Consider the following 22,690-nt stretch of genomic DNA (forward strand, 5'->3'; position numbering starts at 1 on the left):
TGCGTCCCCTGCGCGCCAGTTGCATTGCCGACAGCGACACAGGCTTATTCCAAAAACGACGGACGCCCTGCGATTTTGGTATTAATTCATTGCAAATCAAGCTGTTAGGCTTGCCGGTTCGCAGCAGCCCCGGATGGCTGTTGGCACAGTCTTTACTGGAGTCCTCATGAATCTACCGCTGATTCTCAACCTGCTGGTGTTCCTTGCCCTGCTCTTCGGTCTGGCGCAAACCCGCCACACCACCTGGAGCCTGGCGAAAAAAGTTCTGCTTGCACTGGTCCTCGGCGTGGCGTTCGGTGTCGCGCTGCACACGATTTACGGTGCCGGCAACCCGGTGCTGAAAGCCTCGATCGGCTGGTTCGATCTGGTCGGCAACGGCTACGTGCAATTGCTGCAGATGATCGTGATCCCACTGGTGTTCGCCTCGATCCTCAGCGCGGTCGCCCGTCTGCACAATGCCTCGTCGCTGGGCAAGATCAGTTTCCTCACCATCGGCACGCTGCTATTCACCACCGCCATCGCCGCGCTGATCGGCATCGGCCTGACCAATCTGTTTGGCCTCAGCGCTGAAGGTCTGGTCGCCGGCACTCAGGAAATGGCGCGCCTGCAAACCATTCAGAACGACTACGCCGGCAAGGTCGCCGACCTCAATGTGCCGCAATTGCTGCTGTCGTTCATCCCGCAGAACCCGTTCGCCGACCTGGCCCGGGCCAAGCCGACCTCGATCATCAGCGTAGTGATTTTCGCGGCATTTTTCGGGGTGGCTGCGCTGCAACTGCTCAAGGACGACGTCGAGAAAGGCCAGAAAGTGATCACCGCCATCGACACCCTGCAAGCCTGGGTGATGCGTCTGGTGCGTCTGGTGATGAAGCTGACCCCGTACGGTGTGCTGGCGCTGATGACCAAAGTGGTCGCCGGTTCCAACCTGCAGGACATCATCAAGCTCGGCAGTTTCGTCGTGGTCTCGTATATCGGCCTGGGCCTGATGTTCGTCGTGCACGGTGTGCTGGTGTCGGCCGCCGGGATCAACCCGCTGCGGTTCTTCCGCAAGATCTGGCCGGTGCTGACGTTCGCCTTCACCAGCCGCTCCAGCGCAGCGACCATTCCGCTGAGCATCGAAGCGCAGACTCGTCGTCTGGGCATCCCGTCGTCGGTCGCCAGTTTCGCTGCGTCTTTCGGTGCAACGATTGGCCAGAACGGTTGCGCCGGTCTCTATCCGGCAATGTTGGCGGTAATGGTCGCGCCAACGGTCGGCATCAACCCGCTGGATCCACTGTGGATCGCGACGCTGGTGGCGATTGTCACATTGAGCTCGGCCGGTGTCGCCGGGGTCGGTGGCGGCGCGACGTTCGCCGCACTGATCGTGCTGCCAGCGATGGGCTTGCCCGTGTCACTGGTGGCCCTGCTGATTTCGGTCGAGCCGCTGATCGATATGGGTCGCACGGCGTTGAACGTGAGTGGCTCGATTACCGCCGGGGCGATTACCAGCCAGGTGATGCAGCAGACTGACAAGGCACTGCTCGATGCCGATGAGCATGCGGAACTTGCTCAGGCTTGAGCCAAGATGATCGTTCCTACGCTCCGCGTGGGAATGCAGCCCATGACGCTCCGCGTCACTGGACGCGGAGCGTCCCCTGAGGCGTTACCACGCAGAGCGTGGGAACGATCATGCGCGCTCCCAAACTTCGAAGCTGTACGCGGGCTTGTCGCCCTCTGCCGGATTCGGCACGTTCGAGACCAGTTTCCACTCGCTCAAGTCAAACTCCGGAAACCACGCGTCTCCTTGCGGGCTCAGCGCCACGCGGGTCAGGTACAGCCGATCGGCCTGCGCCAGTCCCTGCGCATACAGCTGCGCGCCGCCAATCAGCATCAGTTCATCAACGCCCTGGGCTTTCGCCCATTCCTCGGCGCGGGCCACGGCGGCTTCCAGCGACGGATAGACCTCGGCACCTTCGAGTTGCAGATCGGACTGGCGGCTGACCACGATGTTCAAACGCCCCGGCAGCGGCCGGCCGAGCGAATCCCAAGTCTTGCGACCCATGATGATCGGCTTGCCGAGCGTGGTCGCCTTGAAGTATTTGAAGTCCCCCGGCAGGTGCCAGGGCATGCTGTTGTCGACGCCGATCACGCGGTTTTCACCGAGGGCTGCGATCAGGCTGAGGGGCAGTGATTTAGTCATGCCGGCGAGGATACCAGAGCCGCGCTTACCCCGATAAGCGCCACAGCGGTTATGCTCAGCGCTCGATTTAGCGACGGGACGCCGCGTGACTGAACTGACTCCACTGCAAAACCTCTGGCTCACCGAAACCATCCGCCTGCGCGAAGAACACGCAGGGCCGCTGGATGATCTGGAAGCCAATCGTCTGGCCCGTGCCGCTGGCGGCGATCTGCCGAGCCGAATTGTGCGCCGGGCGCTATGGCTGGCCGAGCGTGACGGGCTCACCGCCGCCCTCATGCACTGGCTGCAAGGCGCGCGCCTGGCGCTGGTGCTGTTGATGATTTTCGCCGTGCTCAGCGGCGCCGGTCTGGCTTTCGCCGCACTTGGCCAGACGCCGGTGAATGTGTTCTGGGCGCTGGGCAGTCTGCTCGGGATCAATTTGATTTTGCTGCTGAGTTGGGCGCTGGGCTTGATTTTCGCTGGCGAACACGGCGCCACCCTCGGGCGCTTGTGGCTGTGGCTCAGCGAAAAATTCGCCCGCGACGCCAAAGCCGCGCAACTGGCGCCGGCCCTGCTGTTGTTGCTGCAACGCAAGAAACTCAATCGCTGGGCACTCGGCGCGTTGGTCAATGGCCTGTGGCTGCTGGCGATGCTCAGCGCGCTGATTCTGTTGCTGACGCTGATGGCCACGCGGCGCTACGGCTTTGTCTGGGAAACCACGATCCTCGGCGCCGACACTTTCATCCACATCACCCAGGCTCTCGGCTATCTGCCGTCGCTGCTCGGCTTCAACGTGCCGACCGAGGAAATGATCCGCGCCAGCGGCGCCGGTGCCCTCGACATCGAAAGCGCACGACAGGCCTGGGCGACCTGGCTGGTCGGCGTGCTGGTGGTCTACGGCGTGCTGCCGCGCCTGCTGCTCGCGCTGTTGTGCCTGTGGCGCTGGAACAGCGGCAAAGCCGCGTTGCACCTGGATCTGAACCTGCCCGGCTACGCGCAACTGCGCGAACGGTTGATGCCAACCAGCGAGCGCCTCGGCGTCAACGACCCGGAGCCGGCGCAGCTGCATCGCATCGAAAGCAACGTCGGCGAACTCGCCAGCGAGGGCGCGCTGCTGGTGGCGATCGAGCTGGACGAACAGCGTCCGTGGCCACCCGTGCTGCCGAAAAATGTCAGCAACGCGGGCATCCTCGACAGTCGCGAATCGCGGCACAAGCTGCTCGAACAACTCAGTCGCTTCCCGCCGGCGCGGCTGGCCATCGCCTGTGATCCGCGACGTTCGCCGGATCGCGGCAGCCTCGCATTGATCGCCGAACTCGCGCGCAACGCCGGCGCCACTCGCGTCTGGCTGCTGCAAGCGCCACCCGGCGAAGCGCTGGACGGGCAACGTCTGGGTGACTGGCACGCGGCGCTGCAACAGTTGGAGTTGCCGTTCGCCGATTGCGCGCCGATGAACTGGCTGGAGAGCGGACATGACTGATGCACGCAAGGCCCCGCTGAAACTCGCGGTGGTCGGCCACACCAACGTCGGCAAGACCTCGCTGCTGCGCACGCTGACTCGCGATGTCGGCTTCGGCGAAGTCTCGCATCGGCCAAGCACCACTAGGCATGTCGAAGGCGCGCGGTTGTCGGTAGATGGCGAGCCGTTGCTCGATCTGTACGACACGCCGGGGCTGGAAGATGCCATCGCCCTGCTGGATTTTCTCGAGCGTCTGGAACGCCCCGGCGAACGCCTCGACGGCCCGGCACGACTGGCGCGGTTTCTCGACGGCAGCGAGGCGCGCCAGCGTTTCGAGCAGGAGGCCAAGGTACTACGACAACTGCTGGACTCCGATGCCGGTCTGTATGTGATCGACGCCCGCGAACCGGTGCTGGCCAAGTACCGCGACGAACTGGAAGTGCTCGCCAGTTGCGGCAAACCGCTGCTGCCGGTGCTGAATTTCGTCAGCAGCGCCAACCATCGCGAACCCGATTGGCGCGAGGCGCTGGCGCGGTTGGGGCTGCATGCGTTGGTACGTTTCGACAGCGTCGCACCGCCCGAGGATGGCGAGCGGCGCTTGTACGAGAGCCTCGCCCTGCTATTGGAAAACGCCCGGCCGCAACTGGAGCGGTTGATCGCCGACCAGCAGGCGCAGCGCCTCGCCCGTCAGCAAAGCGCCGCACGCCTGATTGCCGAATTGCTGATCGACTGCGCTGCGTGCCGGCGCAGTGTGGTCAGCGAAGCCGAGCAGGAACAACAGGCGATCAGCGAGCTGCGCAAAGCCGTACGTCAGCGTGAGCAGAAGTGCGTTGAGGCGCTGCTCAAGCTCTACGCGTTTCGCCCGCAGGACGCGGCGGCCAGTGATTTGCCGTTGCTCGACGGGCGCTGGGGCGATGACCTGTTCAACCCGGAAACCCTGAAGCAACTCGGCGTGCGCGTCGGCGGCGGCATTGCGGCCGGTGCGGCGGCCGGCGCTGGTGTGGATCTGCTGGTCGGCGGGATTACCCTCGGCGCAGCGGCACTGGCCGGCGCGATTGCCGGCGGTGCGCTGCAAACCGCGCGCAGTTATGGCAGTCGCCTGCTCGGCAAGATCAAAGGCCAGCGGAAATTGACGGTGGACGACGCCGTGCTGCGCCTATTGGCCTTGCGCCAGCGCCAGTTGTTGCTGGCGCTCGATCAGCGTGGGCATGCGGCGATGGACAGCATTCAGGTGGCCACACCTGTGGATAAAACCTGGCGCGAAGGCAAGTTGCCGGAGGCGCTGAACAAGGCGCGCGCGCATCCGCAGTGGTCGTCGCTCAATCCGCAGGCGAAGTTGAATCAGGGGGAAAGGCAGGAGCAGATTGATTTGCTGGCAGCAGATTTGTAGCGTCTTAGCCGGCCTCTTCGCGAGCAAGCTCGCTCCCACATTGGATCGTGGTCACAACACAAAACCCTGTGGGAGCGAGCTTGCTCGCGAATGGCGCGACTCGGTTACTTGGATTACGCCGCCAGCAGCCGCGCCGCCTTCTCCTTCAGCAAACCGAGATCCATCACCGGCACCGCCCTATCCTTCGCCAACTCATCCCAGCGCCGTATGCGCAAACTCAGCGCACACAACGGATCAGCCGCAAACGCATCCGCCTCTGCCTCACTCATCACTCCGCCCTGATATTCCAGCGTACGCCGACTCGCCTCACTCAACTGCGCGTAGTACCCCGGTTCACGCAAGGTCAGATAGCGCTTGGCCTGCACGTGATATTCCACCAGTCGCGCCAGCCGTTCGCTGAAACCTGCCTCACGCAGATAATCCGCACCGAGCCGTTCATGGCTGACCACGCCATAACCGCCCATGTTTTCTGCGCCCTCGGCACATAGATGGCCGATGTCATGAAAGAACGCCGCCAGCACCACTTCATCGTCACAGCCTTCAGCCATGGCCAGTTCTGCGGTTTGGGACATGTGCTCGAATTGCGACACCGGTTCGCCGATGTAATCGCTGGCGCCGAAGCGTTCATACAGGCCGAACACCCGCGCGATCACCTGCTCGTGATTCATGCCCCCTCCAGTAGCTGCGCGACGTTGCGTTCGGCCAGCGCCGGGCCGACGCTCATGCCGACGCCGGTGTGCATCAGCGCCACGCTCAGGCCCGGTGCCGGACGCAGGAACGAGAACGGCCCCGGCCCGCGAGAACCATAGACGCCCTGCCAGCGTTCGACCACTTGCACCTGGCAGCCCAGGGTCTGCTCGGCGAGTTCGAGCATCCAGTTGTCGACCTGCTCAGCGTTGAACGGTGAAGCATCGCTGCCGTAATCATGCGAATCGCCGATGATCAGTTCGCCATACGGCGTCGGGCTGATCAGCAGGTGAATGCCGTTGGCGTGCAGGTGCGGTTGTTCACGGAGGATCTGCGCCTGCACCGCCGCGGCTTGCGGCAAATCGGCGAAAGCGCCGTAGTGCACGCAGCTCAGGCCGGTGAGCACGGCGTGTTGCAGGTTCAACTCGATGCTTGGTCTGGCGCGGAGCATTTGCAAACGACAGATCTGCGGATTGAGCGCAGCAATCGGCTCGGCCAGCAAGGTCTGATAGTCGTGGCCGGAGCAGACGATGATCTGCTTGGCGCAGAACTCACCGGCAGTGCTGCGCAGTCGCCCCGGCTCGACGTCGCGCACCAGCGTGGAAAAGTGAAACTCGACGCCGAGCTCGCGGCGCAAATAATCGATCAGCGCCGGAATCGCTTCGCGCGAGTACAACTGCTGATCATCGACACCGTGCAGCGCGGCGCGGTGATGGCTGAACTGGCCGCCATACAGATCACGCAACGCCGCGCCGCGCAGCAGCTCGACGTCGTAGCCATGCTCGACGGCACGGCCGGCGCAGAAGGCTTCGAGCAGGTGTTCTTCGGCTTCGCTGCGGGCGAACAGGTACGAGCCGTTGCGCTTGATCTGCAGGCCGGCCAGTTGCGCCCAGTCGCCCCAGATCTCGCGACTGGCCTTGGCTAATTCAAGCATGATGCCGGGCGGCTGACCGGTCACCAGCGCCTGGCCGAAGTTGCGCACCGAAGCGCCGAGGGGCGTGGCGGTGCGTTCGAATACCGCGACTTTCAGGCCGCGTTTGGCGGCGGCGTAGGCGTGGGACAGACCGAGGATGCCGGCGCCGATGATGAGCAGGTCTTTGGGTTGTGTCATGAAGCCACCTCAATGATCGTTCCCACGCGGAGCAAAGGAACGCAGCCGAGGACGCTCCGCGTCCTTTGTGACGCAGAGCGTCACGGGATTCATTCCCACGAGCGTGGGAACGATCGGCACCGGTTACTTGGCGACAACTTTCTCGGACTTGCCGTCATACCGCTTGCGCCATTCAGCCAGGATCTCGTCGCGATTCTTCGAGGCCCAGGCAAAGTCGTTCTTGATCAGGCGCTGCTCATAGTCGGCGGGCAATTCGGTTTGCGGCTTGGCAATCCCCGGCTGGGCGAGCACGGCGAAGTTTTCCTTGTACAGATCCATCGCCTCGGCGCTGGCGGAGAAATCGGCGAGCTTCTTCGCCGCTTCTTCATGCGGTGTGCCTTTAATCACCGCCGTCGCTTCGATCTCCCAGCCCAGACCTTCCTTCGGCAGGATGATGTCCAGCGGCGCGCCCTGGCGTTTCAACTGTACGGCTGGATATTCAAAGGAAATCCCGATCGGAAACTCCCCCGCCGCCGCCAGTTTGCACGGTTTGGAACCTGAGTGAACGTACTGGCCGATGTTCTGGTGCAAGCCGTCCATGTAGGCCCAGCCCTGCTTCTCGCCAAAGGTTTGCAGCCAGGCGCTGACGTCGAGGAAACCGGTGCCGGACGACGCCGGGTTGGGCATGACGACCTTGCCCTTGTACTCAGGCTTGGTCAGGTCCTGCCAGCTCACCGGTTTGCTCAGCCCCTGCTTCTCGGCTTCGACAGTGTTGAAGCAGATGGTCGCGGCCCAGACGTCCATGCCGACCCAGGCTGGCGGGTTGGCGGCGTCGCGGTAATTCGCGCCGATCTTGCCCAGATCCTTCGGCGCATAGCTTTGCAGCATGCCTTGCTGATCGAGAATCGCCAGGCTCGACGCGGCCAGGCCCCATACCGCGTCGGCCTGCGGACGAGCCTTTTCGGCGAGCAGTTTGGCGGTGATGATCCCGGTGGAGTCGCGCACCCATTTGATCGCGACGTCCGGGTTGGCCTTTTCGAAAGCGTCCTTGTAGGACTTCAGTTGTTCGGCTTCGAGGGCGGTGTACACCGTCAACTCGGTTTTTGCCGCGAAGGCATTCAGGCTGAAAGTCGCGAGCACAGCAGCGGCCAGGGCCATAGGCTTGAACATGATCGGTTTCCTGTGGTGAGAGAAGGTCGGATTTCAGTGACCGGGCGCGGTTTGCCGCCAGGCCTGGGAACGGCGCAGCAAGCCGCGCGAAGCCCACGCCAGCAGCAAGGACACGCCCGCCGAGGTGAACAGAATCAGGGTCGACATCGCCGCCGCGCCGCCGACGTTGCCGGCATCGTCCATGTTCAGCACCGCCACCGCCGCGAGAATGGTGTCGGGGCTGTAAAGGAAGATGGCTGCGGACACGGTGGTCATCGCCGAGACGAACAGATAGCGCACGATGTCGAGTAGCGCCGGCAGGCAGATCGGCACGGTGACGCGCAGGTAATGCCGGTACAGCGGCGCCTTGAGCGACAGCGCGGCGGCTTCGAACTCGGCGTCGAGCTGGCGCAGCGCGGTGGTCGCGGTCATTTGTGCGGTGGTCAGGTAGTGCGCAATGGTGCAGACGATCAGCAGCGTCATCGTCCCGTAGAGCACGTGCAGCGGATTGCCGCTGAGGTTGAAGAAGAAGACGTAGCCCAGGCCCAGCACCAGCCCCGGCACCGCCATCGGCACAAAGCTGAGCATACGCAAAGCCAGGTTGAGCCCGCGCTGAGTGCGGGTTTTCTCCATCAGATAGGCGCCGGTGAAAATCACCACGCTGCCAATCAGCGCGGTGCCCAGCGCCATTTTCAGACTGTTGCTGTAGGCGAGCCAGCCACCGCCGGCGGTCTCGTTGAACTGATAGTGGTTGAGCGACAGCGACAGGTTGTACGGCCAGAACTTCACCAGCGAGGAGAACACCGCCATGCCGAACACCAGAATCAACGCGGCGCAAATCAGCAAAACGATCGCCAGATAGCAGCCGTCGCGCAGCCTGGACGGCAGCGGCTTGAACACCTGCGCGCGCCCGCTCATGGAATCGCCGTGACGCCGACGCAACCACGTATCGACACCGAAACTGAACAGCGCCGGCAGCAACAGCACCATGCCGATCAACGCGCCGCGACCGAATTGCTGCTGGCCGACCACGGCTTTGTAGGCTTCCAGCGCCAGCACCTGATAATCGCCACCGACCACCACCGGCACACCGAAATCGGTGATGGTCAGGGTGAACACCAGACAGAACGCCGCAAACACCGCTTGGCGGGTCGCCGGCCAAGTGATGCTGCGAAACGCCTTGGCCGGACTGGCGCCCATGCTCGACGCGGCATCGAACAAACGCGCATCGGCCAACGACAATGCCGAGAGCAAAATCATCAGCGCATGGGGAAAGGTGTAGATCACCTCGCCGAGCACGATGCCCCAGAACCCGTAGATATTGTCCGAGAGCAGCCCACGCAGCATGCCTTGGTTGCCGAACAGATAGACCAGCGCAATCCCCGGTAGCATCGACGGCGCCATCAGCGGCAGCAACGAGATACCGCGCCAGATGCCTTTGCCCGGAATCAGCGTGCGTTGCAGCGCGTAGGCAAACAGGTAGGCCAGCGGTACGACAATGGCCGCAACGCCGAGGGATACTTTCAGGCTATTGCCGAGGAGCCAGTGGAAATTGGCGCTGGTCACCAACTCCTTCGCCGCGAGCCAGCCACCGCCCTGCCCGGCGTCATTGCTGAAGCCGCGCCAGAAGATCGCCAGCAACGGCAGCAGCACCGCGAGGCCGAGCAAGACCAGCAGGAGGATTTTGCCGCCGACCACGAACAGGCGATCGCCGATCTCGGCTTTCGAGGACTGTCGCACCTGCTTGTGCGGTAGCGGCAGCGCGAGGTTGCTGTTCATCAGGCGAACACCTGCAAACTGCGCGGCGGCAAGGCGACCATGATCTGCTGGGCGCCGAGGCGCGGCATGGCTTCTGGCGCGAGTTCGGCGAGCAGCGCATGGCCCGGCAGTTGATCGAGTTCGAAGCTCATCCGGCAGCGGTTGCCGAGGAAAGTGATTTCGCGAACCTTGGCGGGGAACAGGTTCTCTTCGTGTACCAGCGGGTTGACGTTGATCGCCTCCGGGCGGCAGAACAGTCGACCCGATGCGCCGTGCACGCTGCCATCGGCCAGACGCAGATTCATCCCGCCGACCCGGGCGTGACTGTCGCTGCTGCGCTGAAACGGCAGCCAGTTGCCCTGGCCGACAAACTCGGCCACGAACGGCGTGGCCGGGCGGTTGTAGATTTCCTGTGGGGTGGCGTACTGCTCGACGCGGCCGTTATTCATGACCGCGATGCGATCGGCCATCAACATCGCTTCGTCCTGATTGTGCGTGACCATCAGCGTGGTGATGCCGAGATTGCGTTGCAGCTGGCGCAGCTCGGTGCACAGATGCTCGCGCACCCGCGCGTCGAGGGCCGACATCGGTTCGTCGAGTAATAACAGCGACGGCGCCGGCGCCAATGCGCGAGCGAGTGCTACTCGCTGTTGCTGACCGCCGGACAATTGGCCGGGGTACTTTTTCTCACTGCCGCTGAGGCCGACCAGCTCCAGCATCTGACCGACACGCCGACGCACTTCATCGCGACCGCTGCCGGCAAGGCCGTAGGCAATGTTCGCCTCGACCGTCAGATTGGGAAACAACGCGTAGGACTGGAACAGAATCCCGTAGTCGCGGGCCTGCGGGGCAAGGTGCGAGACATCGCGATCGCCCAGGTACAGCTCGCCGCTGTCCTGCTGCTCCAGCCCGGCAATGCAGCGCAGCAACGTGGTCTTGCCACAGCCCGACGGGCCGAGCAGACACACCAGTTCGCCGGCGGCGACGTCGAGGGAAACGTTATCCAGCGCAGTGAACGCGCCGAAACGCTTGTGCACGCCGCGCACTTTCATCGGCGCACCGGGGTTGGTCAGGGCTGTTGCGATGGCGGGATTCATGGACGGACCTCATCAAGCAGATGAGGCCAATCCTAGAGTTGTAATGCGTCCGTCATGTGGCAGCGAGGCAAAAACGGCTGATAGTGGTATTCGGGGATTTTGGTTCGCCGCCGATCGTTCCCACGCTCCGCGTGGGAATGCCTCAACGGACGCTCCGCGTTCGGCTTTTGGGACGCAGAGCGTCCCGGGCTGCATTCCCACGCGGAGCGTGGGAACGATCATTACGCGGGAGACATCTCTTGGGCCAAGCCTAGGAACGCCGCCGGCAACCGCGCACCCTTGCGCTCTTTGAGGCAATACAGATACTCCGGAATCTGCGGCGCATTCTCGATGGTCAGCACCCTCAGTTGCGGATCATGCGGCACCTCCTGGCGGGCAATGATGCTGATGCCGATATTGCGCAGCACGGCTTCACGGATCGACTCGCGGCTACCAATTTCCAGCAACGGCCCGAAGCTGACCCCGGCGCTGGCCAGCAACTCTTCGGTCAAGCGCCGCGTGGTCGAACCCGGCTCGCGCGTCAACAACGTATGCCCGGCCAGCGCACTCAGCGTCACATGCTCCTGCGCGGCCAATGGATGATTGCGATGCACCGCCAGCACCAGCGGATCGCTGCCGAGTACCCGGCGAATCAGCCGCGCATCGTCGAGCAGCTGTGACGACGCCGCGACATCCACGCGGTAATCCTCCAGCGCTTCCAGCACCTGCTGCGAGTTGCCGATTTCCACCGACACTTCCACCTGCGGCAAACGCTCGCGGAAGGTCTTCACCAGATCGAGGATGTAATACGGCGCCGTCGCGGCAATACGCAGCGTGCCCTCCACTTGCCCGCTATTGCGCAGGAAAAACTCGATGTCGGCCTCTTGCTGCAACAGGGTCTTGACCATCGGCAGCAGCCGCGCGCCTTCGTCGCTGACGCTCAGTCGGCGCCCGCCACGGTAGAACAGTTCCACCGAATACTGACTCTCCAGATTGCGGATCTGCGTGGTCACGGTCGGTTGGCTGAGGCCGAGTTTTTTCGCCGCCAGCGTGATGCTGCCCAGGCGGGCGACCATGTAAAACGCTTTCAGCTCGGCACTCAGCACAACCATCCCTCACGTTTATTTGCGCAGCAGGCGCAAACCGTTGAACACCACCAGCAGGCTCACGCCCATATCGGCAAACACCGCCATCCACATGGTGGCGAGCCCGGCGAAGGTTACCGCAAGAAAGATCGCCTTGATCATTAGCGCCAGGGCGATGTTCTGTTTGAGGATGCTCGCGGTATTGCGCGACAGGCTGATGAAGGCAGGGATCTTGCGCAGATCGTCGTCCATCAGGGCAACATCGGCGGTTTCGATCGCAGTGTCGGTGCCCGCGGCGGCCATGGCGAAACCGATTTCGGCGCGGGCCAATGCCGGGGCGTCATTGATGCCGTCGCCGACCATACCGACCCGGTGACCCTGCTTGTACAGATCTTCAATGGCTTGCAGCTTGTCGGTCGGCAGCAAATCGCCGCGCGCCTCGTCGATGCCGACCTGGGCGGCAATCGCTTGCGCGGTGTGGACGTTGTCGCCGGTCAGCATCAGGGTTTTCACCCCGAGCTCATGCAACTGGCGAATCGCTTCGCGGCTGGTCTCCTTCATCGTGTCGGCCACGGCGAACAGCGCCAGTGGGCCTGAGCTGTCGAGCAGCAGGACCACGGATTTGCCCTGCTTTTCCAGCGCGAACAGCTTCTCTTCCAGTTGCGGCGAGCAAAGGCCCAATTCTTCGACCAGACGATGATTGCCCAGGTGATAGGTCTGGCCATTGATGTCGCCCTTGACGCCCCGCCCGCCTAATGCTGCGAAGTTATCCACATCCAGCGCGGCGGAATTCTTATCCACAGCGGCACTGGCAATCGCCAGCGACACCGGATGATCGGAGCGCCCGGCCAACGCGGCAGCGATGGCCGGCGCGCTGGCATCGGCTGTCGGATCAAGCGACAAGTAATCGGTCTGCACCGGTTTGCCGTGGGTGATGGTGCCGGTTTTATCAAGCGCCAGGTAATCGAGCTTGAAGCCGCCCTCCAGATACACGCCGCCCTTGACCAGAATGCCCTTGCGCGCCGCCGCCGCGAGGCCGCTGACGATGGTCACCGGCGTGGAAATCACCAGTGCGCACGGGCAGGCAACCACCAGCAACACCAGCGCGCGGTAGATCCAGTCGAACCAAGCCGCGCCCATGAACAACGGCGGGATCACCGCCACTGCCAAAGCGAAGACGAACACCGCTGGGGTATAAATTTTCGAGAATTGATCAACGAAGCGCTGAGTCGGCGCCCGCGCACCCTGGGCCTGTTCGACGGCGTGAATGATCCGCGCCAGCGTCGAATTGTTCGCCGCTGCGGTCACCGTATATTCCAGCGACCCGGCCTGATTGATCGTGCCTGCGAAGACTTTGTCTCCGATGGTTTTCTCCACCGGCAAGCTTTCCCCGGTGATCGGTGCCTGATCGATGGTCGAGCTGCCACTGATCACCGCGCCGTCGAGCGCAATGCGCTCGCCGGGTTTCACCCGCACACGGGCGCCCAGTTCGACGCTTTTTACCTCTTGTTCGAGCCAGTTGCCGTCGGCCTGCAAGACCGTGGCCTGCTCGGGGGTCATCTGCATCAGGCCGCTGATCGCATTGCGCGCGCGGTCCAGCGAGCGTGCTTCGATCAGCTCGGCGACGGTGAACAGGAACATCACCATCGCCGCTTCCGGCCACTGACCGATGAGGATGGCGCCGGTTACGGCGATGCTCATCAGCGCATTGATGTTGAGGTTAAGGTTCTTCAGGGCGATCCAGCCCTTTTTATAAGTGCCGAGGCCGCCGCTGAGGATCGACACCAGCGCAACGACTGCCACCACCCAGTCGGGTGCGGCGCTGGTGAAGTGGATGACTTCGGCGCCCAGCGCGGTCAGGCCGGACAGCGCCAGTGGCCACCAGTGTTTTTACTGGCGCCGGGGCCGGCGCATCGACGCCCGCCTCCAGCGGCTCGGCGTGCATGCCGAGGGATTTGATCGCCTCGGTGATCGGCTCGGTACCCGGCAGATTGTGGGTCACGCCAAGCACGCGGTTGATCAGATTGAATTCCAGCTGCTGCACACCGGCCAGTTTGCCGAGCTTGTTCTGGATCAGCGTCTGCTCGGTCGGGCAGTCCATCGCCTCGATGCGGAAACTGCTCAGGCGTGCATCATCGCTGGTCTTTTCGCTCAATTGCACCAAGGCAGGCGCTGCGGCTTTCGACGAGCAGCAGGAATCTGCGTGGGAATGAACCGGGGCCGGCGCAACTTTCGAAGCGCAGCAGGAATCGCCACCGTGGTCGTGTTCGTGCACGGGCTGCAATTTATGACTGTGATCGTGGCCGTCGCCGGGCTTGTGGGTGTGCAGGGAATCGCTCATTGGTCGCGTCCATGAAGGTGCCTGTTGCCAAGTAAAGACCCTGTAGCCACTATAGGGTCAAGCACCCTTTGGAGATGGCCGTCATGAAGATCGGCGAACTGGCGAAACTCACCGACTGCGCGGTGGAAACCATCCGTTACTACGAGCGCGAAAACCTCCTGCCAGAACCGGCGCGCAGCGATGGCAACTACCGCGTCTACACCCAGGCCCACGCCGAGCGGCTGACCTTCATCCGCAACTGCCGCACCCTCGACATGACCCTCGAAGAAATCCGCAGCCTCCTCGCCCTGCGCGACAGCCCGCAGGATCAGTGCGAGAGCGTCAACGCTCTGATCGACGAGCACATACAGCATGTGAAAGCGCGGATTGATGGCTTGCTGGCCTTGCAGACACAACTGCTCGACCTGCGCCAACGCTGTGGCGAAGGGCCGGAGGCAGATCAATGCGGGATCTTGCAGCGGCTGGAAGTCAGTGGCGGGGTTGTCGCGACCGAAGTTGAACATTCCCATGTGGGCCGTAGCCACGGCCACTGAGCTCTACACAAAGCCAAATGTGGGAGCGGGCTTGCTCGCGAAGGCAGTATGTCAGTCGACATCATCGTTAACTGATACACCGCTTTCGCGAGCAAGCCCGCTCCCACAAGGGTTGTGCGTGAGGACCGTCAGACCGCCATCGGCGCGGTCATCGGCGCATGGTGCTCGTAACCTTCCAGCGAGAAATCGCTCGGCTCCACCAATTCCAGCCACTCTGGCTGGTACACGCCAGTCTTGGCAAACTCCGGTACGCGGTCGGAGATCTTCAGTTTCGGCATGGCAAACGGCTCGCGCTTGAGCTGTTCGTTGAGCATGTCGAGGTGGTTTTCGTAAACGTGCGCGTCGCCGATGAAATAGGTGAACCAGCGCGGCGTGTAGCCGGTCAGGCGACCGATCAGGCTCAGCAGGGCGGCGCCTTCGGTGAGGTTGAACGGCGTACCCAGACCCAGATCGTTGGAACGAATGTACAGGGTCAGGGAGATCTCTTTGGTCTCGACGTTCGGGTGGAACTGGTACAGCAGATGGCATGGCGGCAGGGCCATTTCATCGAGCTGGGCGACGTTCCAGCCGTGGAACAGAATGCGCCGGCTGCCCGGATCCTTGATGATCGTGTCGACGCACTGGCGCACCTGATCGATCGCCTTGTACAGCACGACGTAGGCCTGGCCATTTTCTTCGCCCTGAGCGATCTGCTTGTAGCCGTTGGCCAGGGTTTGTTCAATGGCGGCGGTGTTGCTCAGCGGGATTTGCTTGTACGCCGGCCATTTGCGCCATTGCACGCCGTAGATTTCGCCGAGGTCGTCGTCGCCCTGACGGAACGGGTTGGCCAGCCACTGCGCATTTTCGTTGGCGTTCTGGTCCCAGACCTTGCAGCCCAGCGCGCGGAATTCAGCGGCGTTGTTCACGCCACGCAGAAAGCCGCACATCTCGCCGATGGCCGATTTGAAGGCCATTTTGCGCGTGGTGATCGCCGGAAAACCTTCCTGCAGGTCGAAACGCAGCATCGCTCCCGGGAAACTGATGGTGTTGATGCCGGTGCGGTTGGCCTGCTTGGTGCCGTTCTTTATGACGTGCGAGACCAGTTCGAGATATTGCTTCATGAGTTACCTGTGTCCTTTGAGCCCCGGCGTCGCGCGCCGGGGTTCGTAGTTTAAGCCGTCGGCGCGAGCGGCGCTGCCGGGGCGCGACGATAGGCCAGCCAGATCAGCAACAGCCCGCCGACAATCATCGGCACGCAGAGCACCTGACCCATGGTCAGCCAGTTCCACGCCAGATAGCCCAACTGCGCATCAGGCACGCGGACGAACTCGACGATGAAACGGAAGATGCCGTAGAACAGCGCGAACATGCCGGAGACCGCCATGGTCGGGCGTGGTTTGCGCGAGAAAATCCACAGGATCAGGAACAGCGCCACGCCTTCGAGGGCGAACTGGTAAAGCTGCGACGGGTGACGCGGCAGTTGCGCCGGATCGCTGAACGGCGGGAACACCATCGCCCATGGCACATCGGTGGCCTTGCCCCACAGCTCGGCGTTGATGAAGTTGCCGATGCGCCCGGCGCCCAGGCCGATCGGCACCATCGGCGCGACGAAGTCCATCAACTGGAAGAACGACTTGCCATTGCGCTTGCCGAACCACAAGGCCGCCAGCATCACGCCGATGAATCCGCCGTGGAACGACATGCCGCCCTTCCACACTTCGAAAATCAGCGTCGGGTTGGCCAGGTACGCGCTCAGATCATAGAACAGCACGTAACCCAGACGGCCGCCGACGATCACACCCATTGATAGCCAGAACACCAGATCGGAGAGTTTCTCCTTGGTCCAGGTCGGGTCGAAGCGGTTGAGCCGGCGCGACGCCAACAGCCACGCGCCGCCGATGCCGATCAGGTACATCAGACCGTACCAGTGGATTTTCAGCGGACCGATGGCCAGGGCCACCGGGTCGATCTGCGGGTAAGGCAGCATTGCGACTCCTTGTTAGAGTGGAAAGCGAAATTCCCGGGCGACGCTGCCACCTCAGGATTAAGCCAGGATTGCCACGCGGTCAGAGCAGAAAGCTCAAACCCACGCAGAACAGCAAAGCGGCGAACAGCCTTTTCAGCAAGCGCGGCGACAACCTGTGCGCCAGACGCGCGCCGAGCCGAGCAAACACCATGCTGGTCAGGGCGATGCCCAACAATGCCGGCAAATACACAAAACCGAGACTATGGGCCGGCAACAACGGATCGTGCCACCCCAGAATCATGAAACTTGCTGCACTGGCCAGAGCGATCGGCAAGCCGCAGGCCGATGAGGTTGCCACGGCCTGCTGCATCGGCACGCTGCGCCAGGTCAGAAACGGCACGGTCAGCGAGCCGCCACCAATGCCGAAAATCGCCGAGGCCCAGCCAATCACCGTACCAGCGGCAGTCAGACCGAGTTTGCCCGGCACCGTTCGGCTGGCCTTGGGCTTGACGTCCAGCGCCAGTTGCACGGCGATAATCAGTGCGAATACGCCGATGATCTTTTGCAGGTTCGGCCCGGAGATCGCTTCTGCGGTCAGCGCACCGAAACCGGCACCGAGCAGAATGCCCACGGTCATCCAGCGAAAAATCGCCCAGCGCACCGCGCCCCGGCGGTGATGTTCACGTACGGCGTTGACCGAGGTGAAAATGATCGTCGCCAGCGACGTGCCCACCGCCAGGTGCGTGAGAATCGACTGATCGAAACCCTGCAAGGTAAAGCTGAACACCAGCACCGGGACGATGATGATCCCGCCGCCAACGCCAAACAGCCCGGCGAGCACGCCCGCACAGGCGCCGAGCGCCAGGTAGAGCAGAAATTCCATGACCGTCTCCAGCACGCATCGGCAAAACAGGAGCGGCATGTTAACGGATGCGCAGCCTTCTGCTCCACTGGCGATGGATGCACGGACGCCGGATGCGTAGAGTGGGCAAAAAACACACAAGGACCACCTTATGTGCCTGATTGTTTTCGCCTGGCGCCCGGGCCATGCCCAGCCACTGATCGTCGCGGCCAACCGCGACGAGTTCTACGCCCGCCCCAGTCTGCCATTGGCGCCGTGGCCCGAGGCGCCGCATGTGCATGCCGGGCGTGATCTTGAAGCCGGCGGCACCTGGCTGGGGATCGGCGCCAACGGACGCTTCGCCGCGCTGACCAATATCCGCGATCCGCAACAGCCGGCGGCAACCAAATCCCGGGGCGAGCTGGTGGCGCGGTTTCTCATGGGCGACCTGTCGATTGATGATTATTTGAGCGATGTGGTGGGTCGTGCGGGCGAATACGCCGGGTTCAACCTGCTGCTGGGCAACGCCCATGAGCTGTGGCATTTCAATGCGAGGGCGTCGGAACCAGTGATGCTCCAGCCTGGGCTGTATGGGTTATCCAACGCGGGGCTGGATACGCCGTGGCCGAAACTGCTCAAGGCCAGGGCGGCGTTGAGCGCGGTGCTGGATGATCCGCAGCCTGAGCGGTTGCTGGCCTTGCTGAGCGATGCGCAGACAGCACCCGAGGCGGAGTTGCCGGATACGGGGGTGGGCATGGCGACGGAAGCGTTGTTGTCGAGTGTGTTTATTGCCAGCCAGAGTTATGGCACCCGGGCGAGTACAGCGTTGATCGTGCAGGCAGACGGGACGCGGCGGATGGTGGAGCGCAGTTTTGGGCCATATGGCGGGCATTTGGGCGAAGTGGAGATTGTGGTTTAGCGGTGCCTGAACTGGCGCCTTCGCGAGCAGGCTAGCTCCCACCTGGGTTTCGTGATCGATACGAATCCCTGTGGGAGCGAGCCTGCTCCGGGCGGCGTTCCGACGAAGAGGACATCAGCCTGTTAGAGAGCCTTGTTCACCACAGGCGAATTCATCTTCGCCAATCCTAGATTCTTCAGCGCCAGTTGCAGCGAGCTGTGGATAACTTGCGGGTTATCGATCTTCATCAGTTCCGCCAGCATCTCCTGCGCCTTGCTCAGGTTCACCTGACGCAACATCCACTTTACCTTCGGCAGGTTGGTGGCGTTCATCGACAGGCTGTCGAAACCCATCGCCATCAACAATACTGCTGCCGCCGGATCACCGGCCATTTCACCGCAGATGCTCACCGGTTTGCCTTCGGCGTGGGCGTCGGTAACCACGGTTTGCAGGGCTTGCAGCACCGCCGGGTGCAGATAGTCGTAGAGGTCGGCGACGCGCGGGTTGTTGCGATCGACCGCCAGCAGGTACTGAGTCAGGTCGTTGGAGCCGACGGAAAGGAAGTCGACCATCCGCGCCAGTTCCTTGGTCTGGTACACCGCTGCGGGGATTTCGATCATCACGCCGATCGGCGGCATCGGCACATCGGTGCCTTCGTCGCGCACTTCGCCCCAGGCACGGTGGATCAGGTGCAAGGCTTCTTCGAGTTCGTGAGTGCCGGAGATCATCGGCAGCAGAATCCGTAGGTTGTTCAGGCCTTCGCTGGCCTTGAGCATCGCGCGGGTCTGCACCAGGAAGATTTCCGGGTGGTCGAGGGTTACACGGATACCGCGCCAGCCGAGGAACGGGTTGTCTTCCTTGATCGGGAAGTACGACAGCGACTTGTCACCGCCGATGTCGAGGCTGCGCATGGTCACCGGTTGCGGGTGGAACGCGGCGAGCTGTTCACGGTAGATCGCCAGTTGTTCCTTCTCGCTCGGGAAGCGCTGGTTGATCATGAACGGCACTTCGGTGCGGTACAGACCGACCCCTTCGGCGCCACGCTTCTGTGCCCGCGCCACATCGGCGAGCAAACCAGTGTTGACCCACAGCGGCATGCGGTGGCCATCAAGGGTCACGCACGGCAGGTCGCGCAAGGTATCGAGGCCCAGCGCCAGTTGTTTCTCTTCTTCGACGACTTCGGCGAACTGCTTGCGCAGCACTTCGCTGGGGTTGGTGTAGACCTCGCCACGGGTGCCGTCGACGATCATTTCGATGCCGTCGACCTTGGCGTACGGCAGGTCGACCAGGCCCATCACCGTCGGAATGCCCATGGCCCGGGCCAGAATCGCGACGTGAGAGTTACCCGAACCGAGTACCGAAACCAGACCGACCAGCGTGCCTTCCGGCACCTCGCCGAGCATCGCCGGCGTCAGCTCTTCGCTGACCAGAATGGTTTTTTCCGGGTAGACCAGGTTCTGCTGACGCTCTTCCTGCAAATAGGCGAGCAGCCGACGGCCAAGGTCTTTGACGTCCGAGGCGCGCTCGCGCAGGTAGGCGTCATCCATCAATTCGAAACGGTTGACGTGCTCAGTGACCACCTGACGCAGCGCGCCCTGAGCCCACTGACCGGTCTTGATCACGGTGGTGATTTCGCTGCCCAGCGAGGCATCGTCGAGCATCATCAGGTAGACGTCGAACAGCGCGCGCTCTTCCGGGCGCAGTTGGGTCGCGAGTTTGGCGGACAACGCGCGCATGTCGGCGCGCACGCCTTCGATGGCGGTCTTGAACAGCGCCAGCTCGGCGTTGATGTCGGTGATGGTCTTGTCCGGCACCACGTCCAGGTCCGCTGGCGGCAGCATGACCACCGCGGTACCGACGGCCGCACCCGGCGAGCCCGGCACGCCGACGAACTTGGCTTCCTGAATGCCCTTGCCCTGACGGCCCAGACCACGGATCGAACCGGTGGCCTCGGCGTGGGCGATAACGCCGGCGAGCTGCGCGCTCATGGTCACGAGGAAGGCTTCTTCACCTTCGTCGAACTGGCGGCGTTCTTTCTGCTGGATGACCAGCACGCCGACGACGCGGCGGTGGTGGATGATCGGTGCACCGAGGAACGAGGCGTAACGCTCTTCACCGGTTTCGGCGAAGTAGCGATAGCGCGGGTGGACCGAAGCGTTCTCGAGGTTCAGGGGTTCTTCACGCGTGCCGACCAGACCGACCAGACCCTCGTTGGGGGCCATGCTGACCTTGCCGATCGAGCGCTTGTTCAAGCCCTCGGTGGCCATCAGGACGAAGCGATTGGTTTCCGGATCAAGCAGGTAGACCGAGCAGACCTGGCTGCCCATGGCCTCTTTGACGCGCAACACAATAATCCCCAACGCCGCCTTGAGATCCTTGGCGGAGTTAACTTCCTGGACGATCTTGCGCAGCGTATTGAGCATGGCTCGGGGTCGAACTCCGTCGTCAGTCGCGCGCTAAAAGGCGCGGGGCAAGCTCTTTGAGAGCGCGTCGATACACCTCGCGCTTGAATGTCACCACCTGGCCCAACGGATACCAATAGCTGACCCAGCGCCAGCCATCGAACTCCGGTTTACCGGTCAGATCCATCCGCACCCGCTGCTCGTTGGAGATCAGGCGCAGGAGAAACCATTTCTGTTTCTGGCCGATGCACAGCGGTTGGCTGTGGGTACGCACCAGGCGTTGCGGCAAACGATAGCGCAACCAGCCTCGGGTACAGGCCAGTATTTCAACATCTTCACGTTCCAGGCCAACTTCTTCGTTCAGCTCGCGGTACAAGGCGTCTTCCGGCGTCTCCTCGGGGTTGATCCCCCTTGCGGAAACTGCCAGGCGTCCTGATTGATACGGCGAGCCCATAGCACCTGGCCGGCGTCATTCGTCAGAATGATCCCGACATTGGGGCGGAAACCATCGGGGTCGATCACGGCAACAACCTCGCAAACGCATGTCGCCGCATTGTTCCACAAAGCTTGAGCAGGCGGCAACGAAGGTTCCTACCTTATGTGCACTCTTGTGAAAAGACCGTATTCTTGTCGCCTTTTTACTGACTTTTCAGCGGGTAACTGCAATGCGCCTGGCTCTATTCGATTTGGACAACACCCTTCTGGGCGGCGACAGCGATCACGCCTGGGGCGATTATCTGTGCGAGCGCGGCTTCCTCGACCCGATCGCCTACAAGGCGCGCAACGACGACTTCTATCAGGATTACCTGGCCGGCAAGCTGGACAACGCCGCCTACCTGAACTTCTGCCTGGAAATTCTCGGCCGCACCGAAATGGCCGTACTCGACGCCTGGCACAGCGATTACATGCGCGACTGCATCGAGCCGATCGTGCTGCCCAAGGCACTCGAGCTGCTGAAAAAGCACCGCGACGCCGGCGACAAACTGGTGATCATCACCGCGACCAACCGTTTCGTGACGGCGCCGATCGCCGTGCGCCTGGGCGTGGAAACCCTGATCGCCACCGAATGCGAAATGATCGACGGCCGCTACAGCGGGCGCAGCACCGACATTCCATGCTTCCGTGAAGGCAAGGTCACGCGCCTGAATCGTTGGCTGGAAGAGACCGGGCATTCGCTGGAGGGCAGCTATTTCTATAGCGACTCGATGAATGATCTGCCGCTGCTTGAACAGGTGGCGAATCCGGTGGCGGTAGACCCGGATCCGAATTTGCGTGCCGAGGCCGAGAAGCGGGGCTGGCCGGTGATCAGTCTGCGCGGCTGAAATGGCCATCGCTGGCAAGCCAGCTCCCACAGGTTTTTCGGGTGGTCACAAAATCTGTGTTCACTGAAAATCCTTGTGGGAGCTGGCTTGCCAGCGATAGGGGCGCCCCGGTCTCAAGCCTTAAACCGGCTTGGCCCCCATCAACCCCGCGATGGCGACAAATCCGACGCCGCTGACAATCGCCAGCGCCAGATTGAACTTGCGATTGCCCACGCCGGTTGTCCACAGCCGATCCAGCCGGACCAGCAGCCAGACCGCACTGAATGTGGCCACGGCATAGATCACGCTGGACCCCAGAATCCACAATTGGCCCAATGGCCAGCCAACCAGATGCACCAGCCACCAGCCGGTGAAAGGCATGCTGAGCATGCCGATCAGCATCAGGCACCAGATGAACAGCCACGGACGGCGCATCGTACTGGCCGGCCCTTCGCTGCGATTACGCCAGGTCAGGGCGGCGAGCCCCAGCCCGCTCGCGAGGATGACCACGGTCGCCGCGACGTGGAGGACTTTCAGAGTGGTCAGGGTTTCCATGTCATTCTCTTCCGTAGATCCA

General features: G+C 62.6%; 18 protein-coding genes and 2 pseudogenes. 6 read left to right on the top strand and 14 right to left on the bottom strand.

All coding sequences use genetic code 11. The annotated features are described in order from the left end of the window. Positions 1-166 precede the first annotated feature (166 nt). Positions 167-1,558, top strand: a complete 1,392-nt coding sequence (locus ACZZZ4_RS07275; protein WP_463547523.1) for an L-cystine transporter — start codon at positions 167-169, stop codon at positions 1,556-1,558. Positions 1,559-1,666: 108 nt separating this feature from the next. Here ACZZZ4_RS07275 and ACZZZ4_RS07280 read toward each other — a convergent pair whose 3' ends face one another. Then, positions 1,667-2,179, bottom strand: a complete 513-nt coding sequence (locus ACZZZ4_RS07280) for a dihydrofolate reductase (protein ID WP_463547524.1) — start codon at positions 2,177-2,179, stop codon at positions 1,667-1,669. A gap of 85 nt (positions 2,180-2,264) precedes the next feature. Here ACZZZ4_RS07280 and ACZZZ4_RS07285 point away from each other — a divergent pair, with 85 nt between their 5' ends. Together ACZZZ4_RS07285 and ACZZZ4_RS07290 are read left to right on the top strand one after the other, a co-directional pair. Next, positions 2,265-3,638: a DUF2868 domain-containing protein gene (locus tag ACZZZ4_RS07285; protein WP_463547525.1), complete on the top strand. Its 1,374-nt coding sequence runs from the start codon at positions 2,265-2,267 to the stop codon at positions 3,636-3,638. Continuing rightward, positions 3,631-5,007, top strand: a complete 1,377-nt coding sequence (locus ACZZZ4_RS07290; protein ID WP_463547526.1) for a GTPase/DUF3482 domain-containing protein — start codon at positions 3,631-3,633, stop codon at positions 5,005-5,007. Before ACZZZ4_RS07285 ends, ACZZZ4_RS07290 begins: the two co-directional genes overlap by 8 nt. A 113-nt stretch (positions 5,008-5,120) precedes the next feature. Here ACZZZ4_RS07290 and ACZZZ4_RS07295 read toward each other — a convergent pair whose 3' ends face one another. The 7 genes and pseudogenes from ACZZZ4_RS07295 to ACZZZ4_RS07325 form a co-directional block, all read right to left on the bottom strand. Next, positions 5,121-5,675, bottom strand: coding sequence for a phosphonate degradation HD-domain oxygenase (locus ACZZZ4_RS07295; RefSeq protein ID WP_463547527.1), 555 nt, complete (start codon positions 5,673-5,675; stop codon positions 5,121-5,123). Next, positions 5,672-6,805, bottom strand: a complete 1,134-nt coding sequence (locus tag ACZZZ4_RS07300) for a TIGR03364 family FAD-dependent oxidoreductase (RefSeq protein WP_463547528.1) — start codon at positions 6,803-6,805, stop codon at positions 5,672-5,674. The genes ACZZZ4_RS07295 and ACZZZ4_RS07300 overlap by 4 nt, the downstream gene beginning before the upstream one ends. A gap of 123 nt (positions 6,806-6,928) precedes the next feature. Continuing rightward, positions 6,929-7,954, bottom strand: a complete 1,026-nt coding sequence (locus ACZZZ4_RS07305; RefSeq protein WP_463547529.1) for a putative 2-aminoethylphosphonate ABC transporter substrate-binding protein — start codon at positions 7,952-7,954, stop codon at positions 6,929-6,931. Positions 7,955-7,987: 33 nt separating this feature from the next. After that, positions 7,988-9,712: a putative 2-aminoethylphosphonate ABC transporter permease subunit gene (locus ACZZZ4_RS07310; protein ID WP_463547530.1), complete on the bottom strand. Its 1,725-nt coding sequence runs from the start codon at positions 9,710-9,712 to the stop codon at positions 7,988-7,990. Continuing rightward, on the bottom strand, positions 9,712-10,788 hold the full coding sequence (locus ACZZZ4_RS07315; RefSeq protein WP_463547531.1) for a putative 2-aminoethylphosphonate ABC transporter ATP-binding protein: 1,077 nt from the start codon (positions 10,786-10,788) through the stop codon (positions 9,712-9,714). The genes ACZZZ4_RS07310 and ACZZZ4_RS07315 overlap by 1 nt, the downstream gene beginning before the upstream one ends. A gap of 221 nt (positions 10,789-11,009) precedes the next feature. Continuing rightward, positions 11,010-11,873, bottom strand: coding sequence for a LysR family transcriptional regulator (locus ACZZZ4_RS07320; protein WP_463549257.1), 864 nt, complete (start codon positions 11,871-11,873; stop codon positions 11,010-11,012). A 15-nt stretch (positions 11,874-11,888) separates the two neighbouring features. Further along, positions 11,889-14,193 (bottom strand): annotated as a pseudogene (locus ACZZZ4_RS07325) (heavy metal translocating P-type ATPase). A gap of 83 nt (positions 14,194-14,276) precedes the next feature. Here ACZZZ4_RS07325 and cadR point away from each other — a divergent pair. Further along, entirely contained in the window at positions 14,277-14,726 is a 450-nt protein-coding gene (gene cadR, locus ACZZZ4_RS07330; protein WP_016772685.1) for a Cd(II)/Pb(II)-responsive transcriptional regulator, read from the top strand. 128 nt (positions 14,727-14,854) lie between these two features. Here cadR and ACZZZ4_RS07335 read toward each other — a convergent pair whose 3' ends face one another. The 3 genes from ACZZZ4_RS07335 to ACZZZ4_RS07345 all read right to left on the bottom strand — a co-directional run bounded on the left by ACZZZ4_RS07335 (position 14,855) and on the right by ACZZZ4_RS07345 (position 17,554). Beyond that, the gene (locus tag ACZZZ4_RS07335) at positions 14,855-15,826 is read right to left on the bottom strand and encodes a thymidylate synthase (protein WP_463547532.1); all 972 of its coding nucleotides are present in this window, start codon (positions 15,824-15,826) and stop codon (positions 14,855-14,857) included. Positions 15,827-15,876: 50 nt separating this feature from the next. Further along, positions 15,877-16,692 carry a prolipoprotein diacylglyceryl transferase gene (lgt, locus tag ACZZZ4_RS07340; RefSeq protein ID WP_016772683.1) on the bottom strand — a complete coding sequence of 272 codons (816 nt, stop codon included), beginning with the start codon at positions 16,690-16,692 and terminating at the stop codon, positions 15,877-15,879. A 79-nt stretch (positions 16,693-16,771) separates the two neighbouring features. Continuing rightward, on the bottom strand, positions 16,772-17,554 hold the full coding sequence (locus ACZZZ4_RS07345; RefSeq protein ID WP_039757504.1) for a sulfite exporter TauE/SafE family protein: 783 nt from the start codon (positions 17,552-17,554) through the stop codon (positions 16,772-16,774). A 130-nt stretch (positions 17,555-17,684) separates the two neighbouring features. Between ACZZZ4_RS07345 and ACZZZ4_RS07350 the strand changes: the two genes are divergently transcribed. Further along, complete coding sequence (locus ACZZZ4_RS07350) at positions 17,685-18,431, top strand: NRDE family protein (protein WP_463547533.1); 747 nt, start codon at positions 17,685-17,687, stop codon at positions 18,429-18,431. 122 nt (positions 18,432-18,553) lie between these two features. Here the strand turns inward: ACZZZ4_RS07350 and ptsP are convergent, their stop codons facing one another. Continuing rightward, entirely contained in the window at positions 18,554-20,833 is a 2,280-nt protein-coding gene (gene ptsP / locus ACZZZ4_RS07355; RefSeq protein WP_064364717.1) for a phosphoenolpyruvate--protein phosphotransferase, read from the bottom strand. Positions 20,834-20,855: 22 nt separating this feature from the next. Further along, a pseudogene (locus ACZZZ4_RS07360) lies at positions 20,856-21,334 on the bottom strand (RNA pyrophosphohydrolase). A gap of 143 nt (positions 21,335-21,477) precedes the next feature. Between ACZZZ4_RS07360 and ACZZZ4_RS07365 the strand changes: the two are divergent. Continuing rightward, positions 21,478-22,134, top strand: coding sequence for a histidinol-phosphatase (locus ACZZZ4_RS07365; RefSeq protein ID WP_463547534.1), 657 nt, complete (start codon positions 21,478-21,480; stop codon positions 22,132-22,134). Between the two features lie 120 nt (positions 22,135-22,254). Here ACZZZ4_RS07365 and ACZZZ4_RS07370 read toward each other — a convergent pair whose 3' ends face one another. Continuing rightward, a complete protein-coding gene (locus ACZZZ4_RS07370; protein WP_463547535.1) occupies positions 22,255-22,668 on the bottom strand; it encodes a DUF2269 family protein in 414 nt (137 codons plus the stop codon). Between the last annotated feature and the right edge of the window lie 22 nt (positions 22,669-22,690).

The organism is Pseudomonas sp. AC252, assembly GCF_979258105.1.